This window comes from Providencia sp. Me31A (assembly GCF_050487165.1).
In the GTDB taxonomy this organism is placed as follows: Bacteria; Pseudomonadota; Gammaproteobacteria; order Enterobacterales; family Enterobacteriaceae; genus Providencia.
Genome location: NZ_JBKQGZ010000019.1, coordinates 59,924 through 81,524 on the forward strand (window position 1 = coordinate 59,924; position 21,601 = coordinate 81,524).

Consider the following 21,601-nt stretch of genomic DNA (forward strand, 5'->3'; position numbering starts at 1 on the left):
TTATCTTCCTTTAAACAGCGGTTCACGTTTATTTAAAAAAGCACTAACCCCTTCACGGTAGTCCTCACTTCGCCCGCCTAGGCGCTGCAAATCACGCTCAAGGTTAAGCTGCTCATCGAGTGTGTTGGTTGCAGCCGCATAAAGGGCTTTTTTGATTAGTCCCAAGCCATAAGTCGGTTGGGTAGCAAGGTGCTGCGCAAGTTGGTCGACGGTGCTAGTGAGTGCTTCATTTTCAGTCACTTGCCAAATCATTCCCCACTGTAAGGCTTGCTCTGCGCTAATTTTGTCACCGAGTAACGCCATGCCCATTGCCCTTGCATGGCCGACTAACTGAGGTAAAAACCAACTGCCACCGGAGTCGGGAACCAGCCCTAAGCGGCAGAAGGATTGAATAAAACTGGCGCTTTTGGCGGCAATGACAATGTCCCCAGCTAGAGCGATAGCGGCACCTGCACCCGCGGCGACACCATTAACGGCACAGATGATGGGCTTTGGTAAGGATATCAATCTGCGGATCAATGGGTTGTAATAGGTTTCAACTGAAAATCCCAGATCGGGGGCTTCACTGCCAACACTCACATTACGATCATTCAGATCTTGTCCAGCACAAAAGCCGCGCCCCGCACCGGTGATCACGAGGCAGCGCACGTTCTCATCACGTTCGGCAATTTTAATTGCCGCACTGAGCTGGCGATGCATTTCATCGTTAAAGCTATTGAGCCTATCAGGACGATTTAACGTGACGGTTAGTACCCCATTTTCCAAGGTGGTGAGGATCATTGCTTCATGAGTCATAGTTATTGTCCTGTAAATTGGGGGCGGCGTTTTTCAAAGAAGGCTTCGATCCCTTCTCGGCGATCGTCAGTACCGGCTAAAGCGACAAAATATTGGCGCTCAAGTTGTAGCCCCTCAGTCAGATGATTTTCTTGTGAATGGACCAATACGGCTTTAGCAGCACGAACGGCTAAAGGTGCATGGTTTGCGATACGTTGCGCAAGTTTCTGTGCGCGTTCTAGTACTAATTCATCCACACAAATTTCGCTGATAAGTCCGGCTTGCAGTGCCTGTTTAGCACTCATAGGCTCTCCTGTTAGTACCATTTGCATGGCAAGGGATTTGCCGACTGTACGGATTAAACGTTGAGTGCCACCGGCTCCAGGGATCAGCCCAAGGGTAATTTCGGGTAGCCCGAAACGAGCTGATTCCCCTGCAATAATGATGTCGCTGGCTAAGAGCAGTTCAAACCCTGCCCCTAGCGCATAACCATTGGCAGCAGTAATAATTGGCTTCGATATCATTGATAATCGATGCCAGACTTGTGGTCGTTTATCGGCCAATGCACTGGCGACGGTTTGTTGCTGTAGCTCTTTGAGATCGGCTCCCGCCGCAAAAAAACGCGGGCTACCGGTGATCACGATCGCGCCAATTTCATCCTCGTTGTCGGCTTGTTCGAGGTGTTTAACCAGTAATTCTAAACAATCAGTACTCAAGGCATTACGTACTTCAGGGCGGTTAAGTGTGAGTGTCAGTACGCGATTTTTTTGGTGAGATAAAATCCATTGGCTTTCCATGAGCGCTCCTACACATCAAAGTCCAAAACGACGCCATCACCCTTAGGCCACGCTTGACAGCTAAGAATATAACCATCTGCAATTTGGTCGGGTTCGAGGCTGTAATTCACCCCCATTTCCACCTCACCAGAGCGTAATTTACACTTACAGGTTGCGCAAACACCGCCTTTACAGGCGTATGGCAAATCAGCACCTTGGCGCAATGCAGCATCAAGAATACTGTTGTCTTTGCCGTCCATGTTGATACTCATCGTGCGACCGTCCAAGTGAATGCTGACTTGGCGGGTTTCGCTGGATATCGCTGATGTCGGTTTGAATTTTGCCCCTGACGTATTAAAACGTTCAGTGTGTACAAACTCTTTTGGTATGCCATAAGTGACGAGTGTGTTATGCACTTCATCCATCATGCTTTCAGGGCCGCAGATAAAGGCGCGATCAAACTGTTTGAAATTCAGCAAGGTTTTACCTAACGCGGTCAGTTGCTGCTGGCTAATTCGTCCAGTCAATAATTCGCTGTCTTGTTGTTCTTGGCTAAATAGGTAGAGCACTTGGAAGCGCTGAGCAAAGCGATTTTTAAGATCAGCAATACTTTCTTTGAACATCACGGAGCGGCTATTGCGATTGCCATAAATCAACACAAAGCTGCTTTTGGGCTCCGTCTGTAATGTGGCTTTGATGATGGAAAGTAATGGGGTGATCCCTGAACCTGCGGCAATGGCAAGGTAATGAGCGTGGGTTTCTGCCTGTGGTTGGTAGCCAAATTGCCCTTGAGGCACCATAACATCAAGGCTATCACCTACTGCTAACTGCTGGTTAATAAAGTTAGAAAAACGCCCTGCATAAATGGCCTTTACCCCAATTTTAAGAATGTTTTCATCAGGGGAGCTACAAATAGAATAACAACGGCGTAGGTTTTCACCGTCAATAGAGGCTTTTAAGGTGAGATGTTGCCCAGGGCGATAATGATATTGTTCACGTAATGCGTCTGGGATATGAAATGTTACCGCGACGGCGTCTGGGGTCTCGCGTTCAATAGCGGCAATACTTAAACGATGGAATACGGTCATAAGGGTGCCCCTATATACATTTAAAGTAATCAAACGGCTCTAAGCATTCAGTGCATCGATACAATGCTTTACAGGCGGTTGAGCCAAACTCACTGATTTTCTCAGTGTGTTCACTATCACAGCGCGGACAATGGACAACTCCTTTGTGTTCAGGGTGCTCACAGGATGTACCTTGTGGGGGAGCGATACCAAACTCGCGCAGGCGTCTTTTGGCATCCTGATCCATCCAATCTGTCGTCCAAGCAGGGGTTAGCATGACTTCGATATTGATGTCTTGAAACCCTGCATCCCCAAGAACCGTTTTGATTTCATTGATTAAGAATTCGGTTGCTGGGCAACCCGAATACGTAGGTGTAAATATAACTTTCCATCCCTGTCCTACAGGGAGCACGTTGCGGATCATGCCAAGATCAGTAATAGAGAGTACCGGTAGTTCAGGATCAGGAATTTGCTGGAGCTGTTGCCAGATCTGATAAACTTGGGGCGATTGTAATTCGCAATATTGCCGTCTCTGTTCCATAGCATCACCATTGACAATTTGGATAAGCACGTTGCACAAATTGCAATTGCGTTAAGAGCAGGCCTAAGTGCTCGGTATGGTTACCTTGTTTACCGCCCAAGCGATATGCCGCTTTTTCTGGCACTGTCAGTGTGGCCTCATTGAAAGTTTCATTAATGGTATTTAACCAAGTTTCTTGCAAAGCTCGTGGATCAACGGCAATGCCGACTTCACTGAGTGAAATTTCAATTTTGTCTGCGTGAAATAATTCCCCAGTAAAACGCCATAATTGGTTGATGGAATGCTGAATTCGCTGGTGGCTTTCTTCGCTACCATCCCCTAAGCGGATCATCCAATTACGGCTAAAACGCAAATGATAGATAGCTTCCTTCAGGGATTTTTCCGCGATAGCAGATAATTGTTTATCATGGCTATGAATGAGCGCTTCATATAGCGGGACGTGATAGGCATCTATAAAAAATTGACGAACTAAGGTGTCATCAAAGCCATTATTTGGCTGTTCAACGAGTAAGAGATTGCTGAATTCTCGCTCATCACGTAAGAAAGCCAGTGTATCTTCGTCATGCTCAGCACCTTTTAATTGTGCGGCGTAGCTTAGGAAATTGCGTGCTTGCCCGAGCAAATCTAAACCGATGTTGGATAGCGCAAGGTCAATTTCAATTTCTGGCGCATGACCGCACCACTCACACAGGCGCTGCGCAAGGATTAACGGGGTATCGCCAAGCCTTAATGTGTAATGGTGGAGCAGCTGCTGTTGATTCATAGAAAGCTCCTTACATATTCTTGATGCCATCAGGGATGGTGTAGAAAGTCGGGTGGCGGTAGACCTTAGTATCCGCAGGGTCAAAGAACATGCTTTTATCCTCTGGCTGAGAGGCGATAAGATGTACGGCTTTCACGACCCATATCGAGCAGCCTTCACTACGTCTTGTATAGGCATCACGGGCATTTTCTAGCGCCATTTGATCATCCGCAGCATGTAAGCTACCCACATGGCGATGAGCGAGCCCTTGCTTACTACGTACAAAAACTTCATACAGTGGCCAATCTTGATTACTCATAGTGTTTTCCTTTTCAAACGTCATTTAGTGGATTAGGCCGCGGATTTTACTGATTTTTGTTTGCGACTATAGGCCATAGCGCCTTCACGTACCCATGCACCGTCTTCCCAGCCTTTTCGTTTGGCACCGACGCGTTCGTGGTTGCATATCCCGTTACCTTTGATCACTTGGTAAAACTCGGCCCAGTCAATTTCCCCAAAGCGATAGTGGTTAAGTTCTTCGTCCCAAACTAAATCGGGATCAGGGATGGTCATTCCGAGGGCTTCAACTTGTGGAACTGTGTTATCGACAAATTTCTGGCGTAGTTCGTCATTACTGAATCGCTTGATTTTCCAAGCCATACTCTGCGCACTGTGTGGGGAGTCAGAGTCATTTGGGCCAAACATTGTCAGTACAGGCCACCAAAAGCGATTGATGGCATCTTGCAACATAGCTTTTTGTTCATCCGTTCCTTGGGCAAGTGCCATTACGGATTCATAGCCTTGGCGCTGGTGGAAGCTTTCTTCTTTGCAAATTTTCACCATCGCCCGTGCATAAGGGCCATATGAAGCACGGCACAGTGCAACTTGGTTCACAATGGCTGCGCCATCGACTAACCAGCCAATCACGCCAATATCTGCCCAGCTCAATGTTGGGTAATTGAAGATGGAGGAGTACTTCATTTTTCCATCAAGCATTTTTTGATAGATATCATGGCGGGTACAGCCAAGGGTTTCTGCTGCGCTATAGAGGTACAAGCCATGACCTGCTTCATCTTGAATTTTGGCGAGAAGAATATCTTTACGCCTCAGTGTGGGGGCGCGGGTTAGCCAATTCGCTTCCGGTAACATGCCAATGATCTCTGAGTGGGCATGTTGGCCTATTTGGCGAATAAGGTTTTGTCGATATGCATCGGGCATCCAGTCTTTAGGCTCGATGGAAATATCTGCTTCGATTTTGGCCTCGAAGTTTGCCTGATTTTGCTCGCTCATTGTTTTTCCATTAAGTGATTCGAAAATTAAATTAACTAATAAAATATTGAATCATGTTTATTTAACATTAATGCTAGAAATGGTTAACAAAAAAATCAATGTTCATTAACTTGATTTTGCGATGAGGCTCACAAGGAATTGATTTAATACCAATAAAATCAATATATTAGTATTGTTGTTTTTTATGTGGATTTAGATAAATAGTCTTTTAATACGAATTTGTTTTTAATTTGTTAATTTTGAGTTAGCATCTATACTGATTTTTATGATACATATTTGTTGCTTAATTTGATTTGATGTTTTTATTTCTGGAGAGAGATATGCCGCATTTAACAAGTTACATTATGGGGAAGTGGGTACAAGGCGTAGGGGAAGGGCGAAAAATCCACCATGCACTGACTAACGAAGTGTTATACACAGTTACCACAGATGGCTTACCTCTAGCTGACAGTTTAGAGTATGGCCGGAAAATAGGCGGTAATACCTTGTCCGTCATGACATTTCAACAGCGTGGGCAAATGTTGAAAGCACTGGCAAAATATCTGCTAGAACACAAAGCGCAGTTGTATACCATTTCGGCACAAACAGGGGCAACCCAAGCAGATAGCTGGGTTGATATTGAAGGGGGCATTGCCACCTTGTTTTCCTATTCAGGGTTAGCGAGTCGTGAGTTACCGGATGACACTATTTGGCCGGAAGATGACATGATCCCACTTTCTAAGCAGGGCCAGTTCATTGGACAGCATATTTTGACATCCAAACGCGGTGTTGCTCTGCATATCAATGCATTCAACTTTCCTTGCTGGGGGATGTTGGAAAAATTAGCCCCAACTTGGCTAGCGGGGATGCCTGCTATCATCAAACCTGCTACTGCCTCGGCGCAAGTCACGCAGGCAATGGTGAAGCTGATGATTGAGAGTGGTTTAGTGCCTGAAGGGGCTATCCAACTGGTTTGTGGTGGTGTTGGTGATATGTTTGAGCATCTTGATTTTGAAGATGTGGTGACATTCACGGGCTCGGCAGCAACAGGGCAGAAATTAAGATCTCATCCACAGATCATTAAAAAATCCGTTCCTTTTACTATGGAGGCAGACTCACTCAATTGTGCAATTCTGGGAAATGATGTGCAGCCAGAACAGTCGGAATTTAGTTTGTTCATTAAGGAAGTTGTTCGTGAGATGACCGCAAAAGCGGGACAAAAGTGTACCGCTATTCGTCGTATTATCGTACCGAAAAAACAGCTTGAACACGTTAAGCACGCGTTATTAAAGCGCTTATCGACAACCACGATTGGTGATCCCGTAATTGAAGGGGTTCGTATGGGGGCGTTGATCAATTTGGAGCAACGCCAAGATGTTCAGGAAAAAGTGAATTATTTACGAGAACATGGCTGTGAGGTGCTGTGTGGCGGGCAATTCGAACAGCTAGAGGTCATCGGAGGGGACAGCCAGCACGGCGCATTTTATCCCCCAACTTTGCTGTATTGTGCGGAGCCTTTTAAACATCATGCCGTACATGAAACAGAAGCATTTGGCCCTGTGGCAACGTTAATTAGCTATGAAAATATGGAACAGGCGGTGCAACTTGCCATTCTTGGGGGGGGAAGCCTTGCGGGAACATTAGTCACTGCAGATGCTCAGGTGGCACAATCGGTGATCCGCGCCAGCGCACGAACTCATGGCAGAATGTTGGTTTTAAATGCGTCTTCAGCAACGGAGTCCACAGGGCATGGTTCTCCTCTACCGTTGTTGGTACATGGAGGACCTGGGCGTGCAGGGGGAGGGGAAGAATTGGGGGGGCTTAGAGCCGTGAAGCACTATATGCAGCGCACGGCGATCCAAGGCAGCCCATCTATGCTAACGGCCATTACAAAACAATGGATTAGAGGTGCTGATACTATTACCGATGTGGTTCATCCTTTCCGTAAGTATTTTGAAGAGCTAGTCATTGGTGACACATTATTGACCGCAAGACGCACGGTAACCGAAGCGGATATCACAAATTTTGCTTGTTTGAGTGGTGATCACTTCTATGTGCATGTGGATAAAATTGGTGCCACACAGTCTTTATTTGGTGAACGTATTGCTCACGGTTATTTTGTGGTTTCTGCTGCGGCTGGGCTATTTGTTGATGCCGGGGTTGGTCCCGTGATTGCTAACTATGGTATGGAAAATCTGCGTTTCATTGAGCCTGTGAAAATTGGTGATACGATACAAGTTCGTCTAACATGCAAGAAAAAGATTAAAAAATCACAAAAATTTGCTGAAGATACGCCAAATGGCGTTGTGGCGTGGGATGTACAAGTGTTTAACCAAGACAACATCGTTGTGGCACTCTACAGTATCTTAACCTTAGTAGAACGTCGCGAAGGGGATTTTAAATAACGTCGTGTTCCCAACAGAACAATTATCAATTATTAAACAAATGGGTGTGTTTTTAATCATTTTCTGTTCTTATGGGGGAAACCATTAATGAAATGTAGGGAAACAGAGATGAAAACGCACCATCAAGCGGTTTATCAGCAATTCGATGAGCAGGCTAATTCTTATTTAACGAGCCAAGTCCATGCGCAAGGTGAGGACTTACTGACCTTACAACAATTGCTGCAAGCGGGGCAATATGCTGATGTGCTTGATCTTGGTTGCGGAGCGGGTCACGTGAGTTTCCATGCCGCTCCTTTGGTCACATCGGTCACTGCCTATGATTTATCAGACTCAATGCTAAGCGTGGTGGCAGACAATGCCTCGCAGCGTGGGCTAAACAATATTCGTACCTGTAAAGGAACGGCAGAGTCATTGCCGTTTGAAAATAATACATTTGATCTCGTGCTTAGCCGTTATTCTGCCCACCATTGGCATGATGTTGAAAAAGCGCTGCGTGAAGTTCATCGAGTTTTAAAACCGGGTGGAAAAGGGATCTTTATTGATGTTGTTTCTCCGGGGCATCCGTTGTTAGATATCTATTTGCAAACGGTAGAAGTGCTTAGGGATACGTCGCACATTCGAGATTATTCGGCTGGTGAATGGTCTGGTATGTTTAATAATGCGGGGCTGTTTGTGAGTGGCGTTAAAAGCTTTCGTTTACCGCTGGAGTTTACCAGTTGGGTTGAGCGAATGCGGACACCGCAGCCCTTAGTTGAGGCTATCCGTCAATATCAAACGACACTCAGTGATGAGGTAAAAAACCATTTTGCGGTGCAAGATGATGGTTCATTTACCTCGGATGTGATGCTATTTGAATTTCAGCGTCAGTAGGTGGTTACTTAGCAATAAATTGCGCTTGGTTTAATTGGCTAAGCGTGGTATTGACTGCAAAAATGTCACCACGTACCTCAGGAATACCGAATGATTTTAAGCGTGCACTGTGTTTTTGCAGGTACGCTTTAGCGTCGTTTTCAGAGGTAAACAGGTAAATACCGCCGGCTTTTTTTGTTTGTTGATTTTCAGTCCAAATCTTCCACACAAAACCGGGTTCTTGGTTGATTGAATGGGCTAATTCATCCATCGCCGTGGCCATTTCTGCACCCCAAGGGCCTTGATAGGGGAAATCCACTTGTAAAATCACGTTCATATATGCTCCTTATTGTTAGAGCCGTATGATATCCACTAACGTAAATTATAACTTTGCTATTTATCGTATTTCGAACCACTTACTGTTTTAGACTATCCTGCTTACCGGCTTCAAATGCTGCTAGAGTGGCGAGGCGAGCCTGTTTATGGTCAACGATGGGGGTTGGGTAGTTAAGCGTTACGTTATTAATAGAGGCCCACTCATGGGGGTTGTGAATGTATTTATCGGGGACTAGGCTCAATTCTGGCAGCCAGTGACGAATAAATACACCCTGACTATCAAATTTTTTTCCTTGAGTCGTCGGGTTAAATATACGAAACCAAGGGGAGGCATCGACACCTGTAGAGGCAGACCATTGCCAGCCACCATTATTCGCCGCTAAGCTCCCATCAATCAGTTGGCTCATAAAGTATTTTTCACCTTTTCGCCAGTCGATAAGCAAATCTTTTACCAAGAAACTCGCCACAATCATACGTAACCGATTATGCATCCACCCTGTTTGATTCAGTTGGCGCATGGCTGCATCGACAATCGGGTAACCTGTTTGTCCTGTTTTCCATGCGGTAAAATCGGTTGATGAATTATTCCAATGAATATATTGAGTCCATTGAATAAATGGCTGGTGGCGGTTTAGTCTCGGAAATGCGACTAGTAAATGGCTATAAAACTCTCGCCAAATTAACTCATTCAACCAAGTAAATGCGCCGCTGTCAGGGTAGTCGAAGACTTGCGGGTTTTGTGCCTGTAAGCGATTTAAACACTGGCGCGGTGATAACACACCAATAGCAAGATATGGCGATAACTGACTGGTTCCAGAAATAGAAGGAATATCTCTATCTTGCAGATAATGGGTGACATGTTGCGTACAAAAGTGCCTCAGTCGCGTTAATGCAGCTTTCTCGCCAATGGGAAAATGTGGAGCAATATCGACAGGTTCATGAGGAAATAATGTTAGGTTTTCCGCTATTTGTAAAGGTTCAGCTCGTTTTTCTGGGGCTCGGAGAGAACGGTAGTCAGTGACTGTTAATTGGGTAAGAAAAGCGCGGCGAAACGGGGTATAGACTTGGTACATTTCGCCTTTTTGATTAGTAACAGATCCCGGAGGAAGTAGTAGAAAATCATCGAACGCATGAATGTGCATCCCATGAGGCTGTTTAACGAGCCATTCATCTCGCTGCTTTTCATTCCATTCATATTGGCGGTTAAAGAATAATGCTTGTGCCTGATGTTCTTTTGCGTAGTTGAGTACCCACTTGGCGGCATCCATAAAATTTGCTTTTGTTTGACAAACAAGAGGGATTCCAAGCTCGGCAAGAGAACGTTGTAATTCAACAAGATGCTGATGAATAAAGGCAATTTGCCTAGGAGAAACATCATGTTGCTGCCATTGCTCAGGTGTGGCTGTAAATAGGGCAATGACCTTGGCATGAGGGTCTGCACAGGCCGAGGAAAGCGCTTTATTATCAATAACTCGTAAGTCATTGCGAAACCAGATAACGTGACAAACTTGTTTGGCCGCCATCGCTTCCCTCTTTTAGCTGTTTGATTGATAAAACTAAGAGCCGTTTTACCGGCCCTTGTGTGTTTAATCTAATTTAGGATGCTGATTGATCAAGGATTGACGTTTTTTCTCAAGTTCAGCAATTTGTTGGTCAATATCTTCAACTTTATGTTCGATATTGTCAAAGTGCTCACTTAAAATTTCTTTGGCTTCAGCCCTATCGGATGCCGCAGGTGTTGCGCCTCGTAATGGTTTATTGGCCGTTTCTGGCATACGGATACCGGTATAAAGACCAATCAATGCAATGACTATCAGATAATAGGCTGGCATGTATAAGTTAGCCGTTGATTCAACTAACCATGCCGCGACAGTCGGCGTCGCACCGGCAATTAGCACTGAGATATTAAATGCGATTGCTAGGGCGCTATAACGAATATGTGTCGGGAATATCGCGGGTAAAATGGATGCCATTACCCCAGTAAAACAGTTCAGTAGCACGGCCAGAATAAGCAAGCCAAGGAAAATAAAACCAACTGAACCACTATTAATCAACATAAATGCAGGGTATGCCAAAATAATTAACCCAACACTCCCTACGATTATGAATGGGCGGCGACCAATTTTATCACTGGTTAAACCAATAATAGGCTGAACAAATAGCATACCAATCATAATTGCAATGATAATTAACACACCATGATCGGTAGAATAATTTAGGTTATGTGATAAGTAGCTAGGCATATAAGTGAGCAACATATAGTAGGTCACATTCGTTGCGATAACTAAACCAACACAAATCAGTAAACTTTTCCAGTATTTAGATGCAACTTCACGAACTGAAACCTTCGGTGGGTTTTGGATATTCGCTTTATCTTGTTGCTCTAATGACTCAACGTGTTGTTGGAATGCTGGTGTTTCTTCAAGAGAATGACGTAAATAAAGGCCAATAATACCCAGCGGTAATGCTAAGAAGAATGGAATTCTCCATCCCCAATCGTGGAAATTGGCTTCACCCACAATACTAGAGATCAGAACAACAACACCAGCACCCAGCACGAAACCGGCAATAGAACCGAAATCTAACCAGCTGCCCATGAAGCCGCGTTTACGGTCGGGTGAGTATTCAGCAACAAAGATTGCAGCCCCTGAGTATTCGCCACCGACAGAGAAACCTTGAGCCAGTTTGGCGATTAATAACAGAACCGGAGCCCAAATCCCAATGGTTTCATAAGAGGGGATCAAACCAATACAGAAGGTACTTATCGCCATGATGATGATGGTCATCGACAGCACTTTTTGGCGACCATATTTGTCACCTAAGATACCAAAAACGACCCCGCCTAATGGTCTAACTAAGAAAGGCACGGAGAAGGTGGCTAATGCCGCAATCATCTGAACGCTCGGTGATGCGTCCGGAAAGAAGACCTGGCCTAGAACGTAGGCTAAGAAGCCATAAACACCAAAATCAAACCATTCCATCGCATTACCCAGCGAAGCAGCGGTAATTGCTTTTTTAAGTTTACCGTCATCAATGATAGTGATATCACTAATATTTAACGGCTTTTCTTTTTTTCTCTTGAATTTCATAAAACCATCCTCTTATTTGAATGTTAACAACTAAAATAACCATATTTAAGATGTGGGTTTTCAGGTATGGATAAAATACAAAGCCTTATTATTTAGAATAGTCGTTATCTTGATTATTTAGAATAGTTGTTACCTAGGTAATAGATAAATTTTTAATGTAGCGTTGGATAACTGATGAAAGCTGAAATGTTGTAAGCAGAATAATGAGGTATTCGGTTGAACAATACAGTTAAATATAGCAAGAAAACCACCTTGGATTAAAAAACACGGAAACAATGATACATTAATATCGACAAAATGTAAAATGTAGGGGTTTTATGCTACTTAATCGCTCTTTACTTCGTGGTTATTGCGTTTGAGAACTGTAATAGCATTTCACGTCATGGCTAAATTGAATATAGACGAACAGCAGCCGATTAAAACTTATTATTAATCAGTTTATTGTATTTTATTTCGTTAACGTTCCAATAATGAATATTCTATTTTTTAGTTATTAGACGGTGATTTGCAATCAAATCTTACTTTATAGGAGGCTTAATTAATTTATTTATAGAGAGATTAATAAGTTAAAAAATTAATATATCTAATTTTGATGTTCTTATTTAACTATGAATTAGTGAGGTTTGTGACTTAATTTATCCTGCATCTGTCCTCTTCTTTTGATAATTATGGAGGATTATCTTGTTCTGTTTGAGAATCAGTTAGATGAGTAGGAATGGGTAATTGACTTAGCTACAATCAGTTCAATAGAAATTAATGGGTTTGATCACAAGCGAGCTTAACACAATTTAAAAATGAATTATGTTGCTCATCTTAATAGTACACAGGCTATCTCAGGAGACGAGATCCTATGTATAACATCTGACATAAAAGAGTGCCATTATGAAAAAACAGAGTGTTGCATCCTATATTGCAAAAGTACTTGATAATGCAGGAGTTAAACGTGTTTGGGGCGTTACTGGGGACTCATTGAATGGCTTAACTGACAGCTTGCGTCGCCAAGGCTCTATAGAATGGTTAGGTACCCGTCATGAAGAAGTTGCCGCCTTTGCCGCAGGCTCTGAAGCACAGCTAACTGGAAATTTATCCGTATGTGCGGGCTCTTGTGGGCCGGGAAATATGCATCTTATTAATGGACTATATGATTGTCACCGTAACCGTGTGCCAGTATTAGCGATTGCTGCACATATTCCATCCAGTGAAATCGGCAGTAATTATTTCCAAGAGACGCACCCGACTGAATTATTCCGTGAATGCAGCCACTATTGTGAAATGGTCTCTAATCCAGAACAAATTCCACAAGTACTTGGCATTGCGATGCGCAAAGCGATTTTAAATAAAGGTGTATCAGTGGTTGTGATCCCAGGGGATATCGCCTTAAAAGATGCGCCTGAAGCGGCAAAAGACACTTGGTATCAACCTCAAGCTCCGCTTATCATGCCACAACGTAGTGAAATTGAAAAACTGGCACAACTTCTGAATGAATCCCCTAATGTGACTTTATTTTGCGGTAATGGGTGTGCAGGTGCTCACGATGAAGTGGTGAAATTAGCTGAAACGCTAAAAGCTCCTGTAGTCCATGCGTTACGTGGTAAAGAGCATATTGAATGGGATAACCCATACAGCGTCGGTATGACTGGGCTGATAGGCTTCTCTTCTGGGTATCATGCCATGATGAATGCGGATACCGTCGTATTGCTCGGTACACAGTTCCCTTATCGTCCTTTCTACCCAAGCGGGGCAAAGATTATTCAAGTTGATATCAATGCAGGTAGCTTGGGTTCGCATTGCCATATCGATATGGGCTTAATTGGTGATATCAAAGCCACATTGGGTGCGCTACAGCCTCATTTGCAGGCAAAACAAGACACAAAACATCTTGATGGTGCTTTAAAACATTATGCAGAGGCACGCAAAGGGTTAGATGATCTTGCAAAACCGGGTCATGAAGGACTGATCCACCCTCAATATTTGGCAACAAAAATTAGTGAGCTGGCGAATGATGATGCCATTTTTACTTGTGATGTGGGGACACCGACAGTCTGGGCTGCACGTTATTTAAAAATGAATGGTAAACGCCGTTTAATCGGTTCTTTCAATCATGGTTCAATGGCCAATGCAATGCCACAGGCACTGGGCGCACAGGCAGTGGATAAAAATCGTCAAGTTGTCGCCATGTGTGGTGACGGCGGATTCAGTATGTTAATGGGCGATTTTATTTCCCTCTCTCAAATGAAGCTACCTGTAAAAATCATTATTCATAACAATGGCGTACTTGGTTTCGTTGCGATGGAAATGAAAGTGGGAGGGTTCTTAACGGCAGGAACGGATTTACAAAACCCTAATTTTGCTGCTATTGCAAATGCTGCGGGTATCAAAGGGATTCGTGTTGAAAAGAGTGAAGACCTTGATGCTGCGTTAAAAGAAGCTTTTGCCTACGACGGCCCTGTGGTAGTGGATGTACTCACAGCGAAACAAGAGCTGTCAATGCCTCCAGAAATTGAGGCGCAAGAAGCCAAAGGCTTTAGCTTGTATATGTTAAAAGCCATTATGAGTGGTCGGGGAGACGAAGTCGTTCAATTAGTGAAAACGAACTGGCTGCGTTAAGACGATTGGTGTTATTAAGATATCGTTGCTAACCATTAATAAGCCCAACCTAATTGAAATTTTTCATTAGGATTGGGCTTTATCTTGGCCAATTGCCTATACAGGGTATCTTGTAGACGAGCCTTTATTTAGCAAGTAAACCACAAGATTAAGACTCACCACGTCAGGTGATAATCTGAACTAATATCCTGCCGCAGACTGACTGCGCCACAAATGAGCGGCGACAAGCGCTCGCCATGGGGAATATTGCGCTAACCATTTTTCAGTTTCTTTGGCGCTAGGTTGCTCTTGTCCGGCAAGTAATGTTTGTAAATTGCGTCTGACGGCGACATCTCCGTGTAAAGAGCCATCTAAATAGTTGAAGCCACGTAACAGAGCGTAGCTTACGGCCCAAGGGCCAATCCCTCTAATCTTTAAGAGCTGCTCAGTGATTAAACTGGCATTCTCATGGTTTACTTGTTGTGATAAATCAATCTGTTGATTCTCTATCGCTTCACAAAGTGCTCTAAGTGCAATAATTTTGCTCATGGAAAACCCTGTTTGGCGAAGAACATCATCACTGACTTGTCCCACTTGCTGGATATCTAGAAAACACCAAATTCCTGAAGTATGCTGAATACCAACGGCTTGAATAAACCGCCGACGAATAGCTATGGCGGCATGAACACTAATTTGCTGGCCAATAATGGCCCAAACTAACGCTTCAAATGCATCCGCCGATTGATAAATTCGTAATCCTTTTTGCTGCTCTATGAGTTGCCCGATTACTGAGTCGGTTATGTATTGTGCTTCAAATTCTTCAACGGGTTGGTTTAACCCCAGTAAGTGTTTTGCTAGTGAATAGAGTTCTGATTCTTGAGGTATTACCGCAGGTGAATCAATGTCTAATGAAAGCGTTGCGTATTGAGCGTCAATTCTCAAATTTATCTTTGCGGCTTGCTGTTGCCACATTAAGCCTTTATGCAACGTGTTACTATCAACAATCTCTGCGACATTTTGTTGGTCTCTAAGATGAAAAGCAAAGAAGTCACTCGAAAGGTAATGTGATGGTAGAGATAGCTGAATTGAAAAAGTTTGCATTATTATGGCCTTATAAGATTTTTCTTTATTCTCTATATATTATGATTAAGTGCAATTAGTTACTCATTATTTATCAACTAAATATGTTATCTTATTTAAGTCTATTACTTTTTGAGGTCATGGCGTTTATCTTTAATAAGGATATATAAATGAAAATTGAAGATGGTAGTTCCCCCCACAGTACGCCTATAGAACCACCAAAACCCATTCCAGAATTAAAGGGAATTGCGGGATGGCTAATTTTGCCTATGTTGGGGATTGTGTTATCCCTGATTACTCTCCCTTTTTTTGTTTATCAGAATAATATTCAAGTGATTGAATATTGGAGTGAGTTAACTGACCCACTATCAAATTCATTCATTCCATTATTTAAAGAGCTAATTTACTTTGAAATATTAAGTAACGTTATTTTATACGCTATCTTACTTTTTCTTTGTTATATCTTTTTTACTAAGAAAAAACTCACCATTCGAGTTTATATTTTTTTCCATCTCTTCTCTTTGGTTTTAACTACCTTAGATATTATACTCGCGAATGTATTGCTCGATTTAGATATTGATGCCTCAGATGTTCGGGATATTTTCCACGAGTTAATTGTTTGTGCCATCTGGATACCGTATTTCTTGGTATCAATACGTGTTAAAAACACATTTGTGAATTAAACGTCATGAAAACATCGTATTATTAATCGAATAGGTAGTGGAATGATCAACTGTAAAAGAGTTTATGACGCTATTTCTGATGAAGATGGTTATCGAGTGCTTATTGATCGCTTATGGCCAAGAGGCATAAAAAAAGTGGATTTGCAGCATGATGAATGGAATAAAGATGTGGCACCGTCAAATGAACTGAGAAAATGGTTTCATCAACATACGGACCAGTTTACCCAGTTTATTGATAGGTATCGGGCAGAGCTAAATCAGACAATCGCTTGGCAAGATCTAGTTGAAAAGGCGCGAAAAGGGAATCTCACGTTGTTATACAGTGCAAAAAATATTGAACATAATCAGGCGGTTGTGCTCAAAGCATTTATTGAAGAAAAAATGAAAAATAAATAAAGGTTAAAGGAATGGATACGCATCAATCAGCCGTTCAAGCATCGCAACCGACTGTCCTAGTTACTTCTCAAGAGGCGACGAAAAAACCACTACAGGGCATCGGAGGGTGGTTGGTCTTACCTGTGATAGGCTTATTTTATATGTTGTACAAAACGGTCATGATGCAATTACAAGATATTGACCAAGTAAAAAAAGTATGGTCACTTGCAACTCAAGCGGATTCTGATTTCTACGTGTCTGGTTTTTCAACGGGGTTTTACCTGCTACAAACGGCTTATGGTGTTCTTATTGCGTTGTTTATTTGGACATTCATTGCCGCTATGAAATGGAAAAAAAGCGCGAAATGGTTATTTATCGCTACCATGATATTGTATACAGTGATGGTTTTTGTGGCTCGTTTCGTCTTTCCTTATACATTCGGTATTGAACTTAATTATTCGAATGTGATCACTGCGATCAATGGGAGTTTTTATTGCACATTGTGGCTCCCTTACTTTTTAGCCTCTAGTCGGGTAAAAAACACGTTTATTCATTAATAAATAGGCCATCTTAGTGATGGCCAATAGAACTAGTCATCTGATAAGTTTAATGAATTGGTAATATTGCATCGTTCAATGAATGCATCATCGTGAGAAATGAGTAATAAGCAACCTTGATAGTCGTTGAGTAAATTTTCAAGTAACTGTTTTGACTCTAAATCTAAATGATTATCTGGCTCATCTAGTAACAAAATAGCGGGTGGATTGGGGTTATGAGTGAGAGCCAATAAAGTGGCTTTCAATTGCTCACCACCACTGAGTTGTTTCAAGGGCTGTAATGATTTATCCCCTCTAATACGTAACATGCCAAGCTGTGTGCGCCATTGTTCAACTGAAAATGACGGTTGGTATTGATGAAGTGCTTCCCCAATTGCGAGTGATTTATCCAATAAATTTAAATGCTGATCTAAATAACATACCGAGCCACTTAAACGATACTCTCCCGATGAAGGAGGAAGGTCTCCCATTAATACTTTGAGTAAAGTCGATTTTCCACAGCCATTATTGCCTTGAATATGCCAATGTTCACCACTGTATATCGTAAAAGAAAGTGGTAATGCGTGGCCATATGGTAGTATTAAGTCATTCGCGAAAATGGTGACTTTTCGTCCTTCATTTTGATAGTTAATCGTCATTTTTTGTGGTTTAGTATGGTGTGATTTTTCTTGGTTTTCTTGTTGTTGGCGATGTAAATTATCCATCACGCGTTGGTGACGTTCAGCAACGCTCGATTGCCGCTTTTCTGCGCGATTCGTTTGCATATCCAGTAGGAGTGATGACTGAGAACCGCCACAGCGAACTTTCTCTCCTTGCTTTTTTCTCTGCGCGGCTTTTTTTAATGTGGCTTGTTGCTGCTTTTTTTCTTGATCAATGCGCTTTTCTAAACATTTCGCTTGCGCATCAATTGCGGCTATTTCAAAACTTTTCTGTGTGTCATATAAGCCATAATTTCCACCGTATTCATGTAGACCTTTTTCGGTGAGTTCAAAAATGGCGTCCATTTCCTCTAATAACATTCGATTATGAGAAATAACCAAACATCCTGCGGTGTGCTCAGTGAGCTTTTGGCTTAACCATTGCCGACTTTGTGCATCTAAATGGTTATCTGGCTCATCAAGCAGGAGAAAATGATTGTGCATCAAAAATGCACGGCAAAGGGCAAGACGAGTACGTTCACCACCACTTAAGTGGCTAATGGGGGTTTTCATTGAAATTGGCAAGCGCGCTGAATCTAACAAGCTCTGCCATTGGGAAGGTAAATGCCATTTATCTTCGGTCAGACAAAAGTCGTCTAGCGAACCATTTCCTGACTTAATTCGCTCAAAGGCTTCATAAGTTTCAGTAATACCTAATGCATCCGAAAGGCGTTCCCCAGACAGCCGAGTTAATTGGTCGACATGGAGAAAAGGAATATTCCAACGTACACTTCCTTGAGAGGGTTGCAAGCTCTGCGCGAGAAGCCGCATTAATACGGATTTCCCTTGGCCATTATTGCCAATTAATGCATTTTTTTGACATGACAATGTGCTGCTCAGAGGGGGGAATAACGCAGTTTGATTGAATGCAATATTTAGTTGTGAAAAGTGACAAGCGATAGTCATATGCACCTCCAAAATAAGAGGACAGACAACGTCGTTGACTTATCAATAAGCGTCGATGAAAGTGGTTGCCTGCCAGGAACAGAAAAATGAATACCCAATGGGTATTAGAGAATATTTTCTGGCAGTGCTTAATTCATCGTGATGAGTACCTGCTAAGTTAGGTCTAATAAAGATAATGAATATTATACGCAGAGAAAATTGATTGACGCAAATTTATTAAAAGGCCAGCCGATGCATTTACCGACTGACCTCTTACTAACAACGAGCTTACTACAACTTTACAACAACGAGATTTTACAACAACGAGATTGATAATTATGCAGGGATACGTCCTGATAATTTATGCTCAGATAACCATTGGGAGATACGCTGTTTCTCTTCATCATTCAGCCACATACCCAATTTAGTACGGCGCCAGATGGCATCGTCTAATTCAACCACCCACTCATTTTTCACTAAGTAACGTAATTCGGCTTCGTACACATTGGCACCGAAGGCTTCACCAAGATCGCTGAGCGAATTTGCACCTTCAAGAATTAGCTTACTGTTGCTACCGTAGGTTCTTGCAAAACGCAGCGCTAAACCTTCAGGAAGCCATTGATAATGTTGGCGTAATACACGAGCATAGCCATCACGATCGCAACCTTCGATGTCGCCCCCCGGTAATTGACCATTTTTAGTCCAAGGGCTACCGGCATTTGGGTAATAAGTGGCGAGCTTATTAACCGCAGCTTCAGCTAACTTACGGTAAGTAGTTAATTTACCACCAAATACAGAGAGTAATGGTGCTTGTCCTTGTTCATCGTGAATATCTAAAGTGTAGTCACGAGTTATGGCTTGTGGTGAATCCGATTCGTCATCACATAGTGGGCGAACACCAGAGTAATTCCACACAATATCATTGACTGTTAATTGTTTTTTGAAGTGGTCGTTATACACTTTCAGTAGATAATTAACTTCATTATCATCAATTTTGACGTCTTTCGGATCACCGTTGTATTCCACGTCCGTGGTACCAATGATAGAGAACTCATCCATCCAAGGAATAACAAATACAATACGATTATCTTCGTTTTGTAAGATATAGGCCTGTGGTTCATCGTGTGCGCGTGGGACAACGATATGGCTGCCCTTGATTAAACGAATGCCATAAGGTGATTTTAACTTCAGGCCATCATCGAAAAATTCTTTTACCCAAGGCCCTGTTGCGTTAACTAAGCCTTTTGCTTTCCAAGTGAGAGTTTCACCTGTACAGAGATCTTGTGCTTCAACCACCCATAATCCGTTTTCACGATAGGCGCGTGTGACTTTTGTGCGCGTACGAACTTCACCGTTTTTACGAACCACTTCTTGAGCGTTTAACACAACTAAACGCGCATCATCAACCCAGCAATCTGAATACTCAAAACCTTTGGTTAATTCAGGTTTTAGTACCGAGTTTTGGTTGAACTTTAAGCCTTTACTGCTGGGTAAACTGACCCGTTTACCTAAATGATCATAAAGGAATAAACCAATACGGATCATCCACGCCGGGCGTAAGTGGGGTTGATGAGGTAAACGGAATCGCATAGGGAAAGCGATATGCGGCGCTAAGCGCAGCAGTACTTCGCGCTCGGCTAAAGCTTCACTAACCAGCCTGAATTCGTAGTGTTCTAAGTAGCGCAAGCCACCGTGGATAAGTTTTGAACTCGCAGATGAAGTTGCACTCGCTAAATCTTGAGCTTCGAGCAGTAATACCGATAATCCACGACCTGCAGCATCTGCTGCAATACCAGCGCCGTTGATCCCGCCGCCGATGACAATCAAGTCTTTAGTTTCCATGCATCCCCCTGAGATGTTCGAAACACTTTCAATAATGTTCGTTTTCGCTCATTTGATTGTAATCAAATTCCATTAGTATGCCAACTAATAATGAAGAAAAAATAACAAGTGCGTGATATTGATAACAAATTATTTTCAATAACCACAAATAAAATAATGTTATTTACACGAAAAAATAGAGTGATGTGAGCTGAAAAGAAAGGACAAAAGAAAGTAAAAGGTGAAGAAATAACAAGGAATTATGATGGCAGCGTTACTGCCATCATGAATATGATGCGTTAATTAGCAGAGTTCAAGCTGAACGTTGTGCTGTTCAATTACTTTGAGAATACTATCTGGCGGCTGCTTGTCAGTAAACAAATAATCAATAAGGTTCATATTACCTAAATTGACCATAGCATTACGCCCGAACTTCGAGTGGTCGGTTACTAACATGACGCAACGTGAATTTTCGATAATTGCACGTTTAGTCCGCACTTCGTGGTAATCAAACTCAAGTAATGAGCCGTCCATATCAATACCGCTGATCCCAAGAATGCCGTAATCCAGTCTAAATTGAGAGATAAAATCTAACGTGGCTTCACCGACAATTCCGCCATCACGCGAACGCACTTCACCGCCCGCTAAAATTAAACGAAAGTCTTCTTTTGGCATGAGCAGCGTTGCGACGTTCAAGTTGTTGGTCACGACGCGCAAATTTTTATGATTCACTAGTGCGTGAGCAACGGCTTCAGGGGTGGTACCAATATCAATAAATAGCGTTGCACCATCGGGTATTTGGCTAGCAACATGCTGCGCAATCCGCGCTTTTTCATCTGACCACATAATTTTACGGTCATTGTAAGCTGCGTTCACGGAGCTTGAAGGCAGCGCTGCGCCACCGTGGTGTCGCTGAATTTTATTTTGTTCAGCGAGGTCATTGAGGTCCCGTCGAATTGTTTGAGGACTAACCTCAAAATGCTCGACAAGTTCTTCAGTACTGACATATCCCTGTAGACGCACAAGTTCAACGATTGCGTCATGTCTCTGGGTTTGTTTCACAGCGTT

General features: G+C 42.8%; 20 protein-coding genes. 6 read left to right on the top strand and 14 right to left on the bottom strand.

Annotated features, from left to right (window positions below; genetic code table 11):
• The 7 genes from paaG to paaA are packed head-to-tail and all read right to left on the bottom strand — an operon-like array spanning position 1 to position 5,190.
• Entirely contained in the window at positions 1-795 is a 795-nt protein-coding gene (paaG, locus tag ACLPIE_RS16045) for a 2-(1,2-epoxy-1,2-dihydrophenyl)acetyl-CoA isomerase PaaG (protein WP_430262720.1), read from the bottom strand.
• Positions 796-797: 2 nt separating this feature from the next.
• Entirely contained in the window at positions 798-1,571 is a 774-nt protein-coding gene (paaF, locus tag ACLPIE_RS16050; protein ID WP_430262721.1) for a 2,3-dehydroadipyl-CoA hydratase PaaF, read from the bottom strand.
• Positions 1,572-1,579: 8 nt separating this feature from the next.
• A complete protein-coding gene (gene paaE, locus ACLPIE_RS16055; RefSeq protein WP_430262722.1) occupies positions 1,580-2,638 on the bottom strand; it encodes a 1,2-phenylacetyl-CoA epoxidase subunit PaaE in 1,059 nt (352 codons plus the stop codon).
• A 10-nt stretch (positions 2,639-2,648) separates the two neighbouring features.
• A complete protein-coding gene (gene paaD / locus ACLPIE_RS16060) occupies positions 2,649-3,158 on the bottom strand; it encodes a 1,2-phenylacetyl-CoA epoxidase subunit PaaD (RefSeq protein ID WP_430262723.1) in 510 nt (169 codons plus the stop codon).
• Positions 3,159-3,162: 4 nt separating this feature from the next.
• The gene (paaC, locus tag ACLPIE_RS16065; RefSeq protein ID WP_430262724.1) at positions 3,163-3,921 is read right to left on the bottom strand and encodes a 1,2-phenylacetyl-CoA epoxidase subunit PaaC; all 759 of its coding nucleotides are present in this window, start codon (positions 3,919-3,921) and stop codon (positions 3,163-3,165) included.
• A gap of 10 nt (positions 3,922-3,931) precedes the next feature.
• A complete protein-coding gene (paaB, locus tag ACLPIE_RS16070; RefSeq protein ID WP_430262725.1) occupies positions 3,932-4,219 on the bottom strand; it encodes a 1,2-phenylacetyl-CoA epoxidase subunit PaaB in 288 nt (95 codons plus the stop codon).
• A 32-nt stretch (positions 4,220-4,251) separates the two neighbouring features.
• Positions 4,252-5,190, bottom strand: a complete 939-nt coding sequence (gene paaA / locus ACLPIE_RS16075; protein WP_430262726.1) for a 1,2-phenylacetyl-CoA epoxidase subunit PaaA — start codon at positions 5,188-5,190, stop codon at positions 4,252-4,254.
• Between the two features lie 320 nt (positions 5,191-5,510).
• Here paaA and paaZ point away from each other — a divergent pair, with 320 nt between their 5' ends.
• Together paaZ and ACLPIE_RS16085 are read left to right on the top strand one after the other, a co-directional pair.
• Positions 5,511-7,574: a phenylacetic acid degradation bifunctional protein PaaZ gene (gene paaZ, locus ACLPIE_RS16080; RefSeq protein ID WP_430262727.1), complete on the top strand. Its 2,064-nt coding sequence runs from the start codon at positions 5,511-5,513 to the stop codon at positions 7,572-7,574.
• Positions 7,575-7,661: 87 nt separating this feature from the next.
• On the top strand, positions 7,662-8,444 hold the full coding sequence (locus ACLPIE_RS16085) for a class I SAM-dependent methyltransferase (protein WP_430262728.1): 783 nt from the start codon (positions 7,662-7,664) through the stop codon (positions 8,442-8,444).
• Between the two features lie 4 nt (positions 8,445-8,448).
• Here ACLPIE_RS16085 and ACLPIE_RS16090 read toward each other — a convergent pair whose 3' ends face one another.
• The 3 genes from ACLPIE_RS16090 to proP form a co-directional block, all read right to left on the bottom strand.
• Positions 8,449-8,760: a monooxygenase gene (locus tag ACLPIE_RS16090; protein WP_430262729.1), complete on the bottom strand. Its 312-nt coding sequence runs from the start codon at positions 8,758-8,760 to the stop codon at positions 8,449-8,451.
• A 79-nt stretch (positions 8,761-8,839) separates the two neighbouring features.
• Positions 8,840-10,282, bottom strand: coding sequence for a deoxyribodipyrimidine photo-lyase (phrB, locus tag ACLPIE_RS16095; RefSeq protein ID WP_430262730.1), 1,443 nt, complete (start codon positions 10,280-10,282; stop codon positions 8,840-8,842).
• 63 nt (positions 10,283-10,345) lie between these two features.
• The gene (proP, locus tag ACLPIE_RS16100; protein WP_430262731.1) at positions 10,346-11,848 is read right to left on the bottom strand and encodes a glycine betaine/L-proline transporter ProP; all 1,503 of its coding nucleotides are present in this window, start codon (positions 11,846-11,848) and stop codon (positions 10,346-10,348) included.
• Positions 11,849-12,730: 882 nt separating this feature from the next.
• On the opposite strand from proP, the gene poxB reads away from it, so the two are divergent.
• Positions 12,731-14,455 (top strand): ubiquinone-dependent pyruvate dehydrogenase, encoded by a 1,725-nt coding sequence (poxB, locus tag ACLPIE_RS16105; RefSeq protein ID WP_430262732.1) that lies wholly within the window; start codon positions 12,731-12,733, stop codon positions 14,453-14,455.
• Positions 14,456-14,635: 180 nt separating this feature from the next.
• On the opposite strand, the gene ACLPIE_RS16110 is transcribed toward poxB, so the two are convergent.
• The gene (locus ACLPIE_RS16110) at positions 14,636-15,535 is read right to left on the bottom strand and encodes a DNA-3-methyladenine glycosylase family protein (protein WP_430262733.1); all 900 of its coding nucleotides are present in this window, start codon (positions 15,533-15,535) and stop codon (positions 14,636-14,638) included.
• Between the two features lie 149 nt (positions 15,536-15,684).
• On the opposite strand from ACLPIE_RS16110, the gene ACLPIE_RS16115 reads away from it, so the two are divergent.
• Genes ACLPIE_RS16115 through ACLPIE_RS16125 form a run of 3 tightly spaced genes read left to right on the top strand, consistent with a single transcriptional unit; the run spans position 15,685 to position 17,129 of the window.
• Positions 15,685-16,197 (top strand): DUF2569 domain-containing protein, encoded by a 513-nt coding sequence (locus ACLPIE_RS16115; protein ID WP_430262734.1) that lies wholly within the window; start codon positions 15,685-15,687, stop codon positions 16,195-16,197.
• Between the two features lie 42 nt (positions 16,198-16,239).
• On the top strand, positions 16,240-16,593 hold the full coding sequence (locus tag ACLPIE_RS16120) for a DUF488 domain-containing protein (RefSeq protein WP_430262735.1): 354 nt from the start codon (positions 16,240-16,242) through the stop codon (positions 16,591-16,593).
• Positions 16,594-16,604: 11 nt separating this feature from the next.
• A complete protein-coding gene (locus ACLPIE_RS16125) occupies positions 16,605-17,129 on the top strand; it encodes a DUF2569 family protein (protein ID WP_430262736.1) in 525 nt (174 codons plus the stop codon).
• 32 nt (positions 17,130-17,161) lie between these two features.
• Here ACLPIE_RS16125 and ACLPIE_RS16130 read toward each other — a convergent pair whose 3' ends face one another.
• From ACLPIE_RS16130 to ACLPIE_RS16140, 3 genes are all read right to left on the bottom strand, one after another.
• On the bottom strand, positions 17,162-18,733 hold the full coding sequence (locus ACLPIE_RS16130) for an ATP-binding cassette domain-containing protein (protein ID WP_430262737.1): 1,572 nt from the start codon (positions 18,731-18,733) through the stop codon (positions 17,162-17,164).
• Between the two features lie 315 nt (positions 18,734-19,048).
• Positions 19,049-20,554: a glycerol-3-phosphate dehydrogenase gene (gene glpD / locus ACLPIE_RS16135; protein WP_430262738.1), complete on the bottom strand. Its 1,506-nt coding sequence runs from the start codon at positions 20,552-20,554 to the stop codon at positions 19,049-19,051.
• A 282-nt stretch (positions 20,555-20,836) separates the two neighbouring features.
• Positions 20,837-21,595: a DeoR/GlpR family transcriptional regulator gene (locus ACLPIE_RS16140; RefSeq protein ID WP_004262881.1), complete on the bottom strand. Its 759-nt coding sequence runs from the start codon at positions 21,593-21,595 to the stop codon at positions 20,837-20,839.
• Positions 21,596-21,601 lie beyond the last annotated feature (6 nt).

Excerpts from the sequence above, each read along its gene's own strand:
- paaG (WP_430262720.1), bottom strand. The coding sequence starts at position 795 with ATGACTCATGAAGCAATGATCCTCACCACCTTGGAAAATGGGGTACTA.
- paaF (WP_430262721.1), bottom strand. The coding sequence starts at position 1,571 with ATGGAAAGCCAATGGATTTTATCTCACCAAAAAAATCGCGTACTGACA.
- paaE (WP_430262722.1), bottom strand. The coding sequence starts at position 2,638 with ATGACCGTATTCCATCGTTTAAGTATTGCCGCTATTGAACGCGAGACC.
- paaD (WP_430262723.1), bottom strand. The coding sequence starts at position 3,158 with ATGGAACAGAGACGGCAATATTGCGAATTACAATCGCCCCAAGTTTAT.
- paaC (WP_430262724.1), bottom strand. The coding sequence starts at position 3,921 with ATGAATCAACAGCAGCTGCTCCACCATTACACATTAAGGCTTGGCGAT.
- paaB (WP_430262725.1), bottom strand. The coding sequence starts at position 4,219 with ATGAGTAATCAAGATTGGCCACTGTATGAAGTTTTTGTACGTAGTAAG.
- paaA (WP_430262726.1), bottom strand. The coding sequence starts at position 5,190 with ATGAGCGAGCAAAATCAGGCAAACTTCGAGGCCAAAATCGAAGCAGAT.
- paaZ (WP_430262727.1), top strand. The coding sequence starts at position 5,511 with ATGCCGCATTTAACAAGTTACATTATGGGGAAGTGGGTACAAGGCGTA.
- ACLPIE_RS16085 (WP_430262728.1), top strand. The coding sequence starts at position 7,662 with ATGAAATGTAGGGAAACAGAGATGAAAACGCACCATCAAGCGGTTTAT.
- ACLPIE_RS16090 (WP_430262729.1), bottom strand. The coding sequence starts at position 8,760 with ATGAACGTGATTTTACAAGTGGATTTCCCCTATCAAGGCCCTTGGGGT.
- phrB (WP_430262730.1), bottom strand. The coding sequence starts at position 10,282 with ATGGCGGCCAAACAAGTTTGTCACGTTATCTGGTTTCGCAATGACTTA.
- proP (WP_430262731.1), bottom strand. The coding sequence starts at position 11,848 with ATGAAATTCAAGAGAAAAAAAGAAAAGCCGTTAAATATTAGTGATATC.
- poxB (WP_430262732.1), top strand. The coding sequence starts at position 12,731 with ATGAAAAAACAGAGTGTTGCATCCTATATTGCAAAAGTACTTGATAAT.
- ACLPIE_RS16110 (WP_430262733.1), bottom strand. The coding sequence starts at position 15,535 with ATGCAAACTTTTTCAATTCAGCTATCTCTACCATCACATTACCTTTCG.
- ACLPIE_RS16115 (WP_430262734.1), top strand. The coding sequence starts at position 15,685 with ATGAAAATTGAAGATGGTAGTTCCCCCCACAGTACGCCTATAGAACCA.
- ACLPIE_RS16120 (WP_430262735.1), top strand. The coding sequence starts at position 16,240 with ATGATCAACTGTAAAAGAGTTTATGACGCTATTTCTGATGAAGATGGT.
- ACLPIE_RS16125 (WP_430262736.1), top strand. The coding sequence starts at position 16,605 with ATGGATACGCATCAATCAGCCGTTCAAGCATCGCAACCGACTGTCCTA.
- ACLPIE_RS16130 (WP_430262737.1), bottom strand. The coding sequence starts at position 18,733 with ATGACTATCGCTTGTCACTTTTCACAACTAAATATTGCATTCAATCAA.
- glpD (WP_430262738.1), bottom strand. The coding sequence starts at position 20,554 with ATGGAAACTAAAGACTTGATTGTCATCGGCGGCGGGATCAACGGCGCT.